Below are 1,534 nucleotides of genomic sequence, written 5' to 3'. Positions count from 1 at the left end.
TCCCCCCGGAGCCCCCAGAACCCGTGTGCTCGACGCCGGGTCTCGTTGTGCCGGTTTTTCGCGGCCGCGTATTCGCCGGGGGGTCCCCCGCCCCCGCGTGGGTCCGGGCGCACCGCGCCCTACTTCTGGGCGGACGGCTTGCGGTAGGCGAGCACGTCGTCGATGATCCCGTACTCCTTGGCCTCCTCGGCCGTGAGGATCTTGTCGCGATCGGTGTCCTTGCGGATCACCTCGGCGTCCTTGCCGGTGTGCTTGGCCAACGTCGACTCCATGAGCCGGCGCATCCGCTCGATCTCCGCGGCCTGGATCTCGAGGTCGGAGACCTGGCCCTGGATGCCGCCGGTGGCGGGCTGGTGGATCAGCACGCGCGCGTTCGGCAGGGCCAGACGCTTGCCCGGAGTACCCGCGGCGAGCAGCACCGCCGCGGCGGACGCGGCCTGCCCCAGGCACACGGTGGTGATGTCGGCCCGGACGTACTGCATGGTGTCGTAGATCGCCATCAGCGAGGTGAACGAGCCACCGGGCGAGTTGATGTACATAGTGATGTCGCGGTCGGGATCGAGCGACTCGAGGACCAGCAGCTGGGCCATGACGTCGTTCGCCGAGGCGTCGTCGACCTGCACGCCGAGGAAGATGATGCGCTCCTCGAACAGCTTGTTGTACGGGTTCGACTCCTTGACGCCGTAGCTCGAGTGCTCGATGAACGACGGCAGGATGTAGCGGGACTGGGGCGCGGCGGGAGCCTGTCCACCCAGCGCGCGGGGATCGAACAAGTTGGTCATCTTCTTCTCCAAAGTGTTGAGGGGCGTCGTGGCGGGCTCGGCTAGTTGCTGCCGGTGCCGCCGGCCTGCCGCGCGCGGGAGATGACGTGGTCGACGAAGCCGTATTCCTTGGCCTCGGTCGCGGTGAACCAACGGTCACGGTCGGAGTCGGCGGTGATCTGCTCGACCGTCTGACCGGTGTGCTCGGCGATCAGCTGCGCCATCTCGCGCTTGGTGTGCGCGAACTGCTCGGCCATGATCGCGATGTCGGAGGCGGTGCCGCCGATGCCCGCGGAGGGCTGGTGCATCATGATCCGCGCGTGCGGCAGGGCGTACCGCTTGCCCTGGGTGCCTGCGGAGAGCAGGAACTGGCCCATCGAGGCGGCCAGGCCCATGCCGAAGGTGGCGATGTCGCACTCCGCGAACTGCATGGTGTCGAAGATCGCCATGCCGGCGGTCACCGATCCGCCCGGAGAGTTGATGTAGAGCGAGATGTCGCGGGTCGGGTCCTCCGCGGAGAGCAGCAGGATCTGCGCGCACAGCTTGTTGGCGATGTCGTCGTCGACCTGGGTACCGAGGAAGATGATGCGCTCGCGCAGCAGGCGCTCGTACACCGAGTCGCTGAGATTCAGACCTGACGTGGCCGAAGTCATGGCGGGGCCCTGCGAAGCCGCCGGGTTCTGTGAAGTCACGGTACCTGCCTTCTCCATCACTGAAACGTTGGTTCTTGTCACTGACACTAACGAACAGGGGCGGCCCCGGAGTCCCGGTGC

At 67.1% G+C, this 1,534-nt stretch carries 2 protein-coding genes; both read right to left on the bottom strand.

Annotation, left to right across the window (positions count from 1 at the left end):
* Window positions 1-119 precede the first annotated feature (119 nt).
* Window positions 120-782 carry an ATP-dependent Clp protease proteolytic subunit gene (locus ACFXGJ_RS24400; protein WP_378625854.1) on the bottom strand — a complete coding sequence of 221 codons (663 nt, stop codon included), beginning with the start codon at window positions 780-782 and terminating at the stop codon, window positions 120-122.
* 41 nt (window positions 783-823) lie between these two features.
* The gene (locus ACFXGJ_RS24395) at window positions 824-1,471 is read right to left on the bottom strand and encodes an ATP-dependent Clp protease proteolytic subunit (protein ID WP_378625853.1); all 648 of its coding nucleotides are present in this window, start codon (window positions 1,469-1,471) and stop codon (window positions 824-826) included.
* Between the last annotated feature and the right edge of the window lie 63 nt (window positions 1,472-1,534).

Source organism: Rhodococcus sp. NPDC059234, assembly GCF_042754225.1.
Taxonomy (GTDB): Bacteria; Actinomycetota; Actinomycetes; order Mycobacteriales; family Mycobacteriaceae; genus Rhodococcus_G.
The sequence above is the reverse complement of the archived record's forward strand: the minus strand, read 5'-3'. Positions and strand labels throughout refer to the sequence as shown.

What these genes read in the sequence shown, in the direction of transcription:
- ACFXGJ_RS24400 (WP_378625854.1), bottom strand. Translation starts at nt 782, where the DNA reads ATGACCAACTTGTTCGATCCCCGCGCGCTGGGTGGACAGGCTCCCGCC.
- ACFXGJ_RS24395 (WP_378625853.1), bottom strand. Translation starts at nt 1,471, where the DNA reads ATGGAGAAGGCAGGTACCGTGACTTCACAGAACCCGGCGGCTTCGCAG.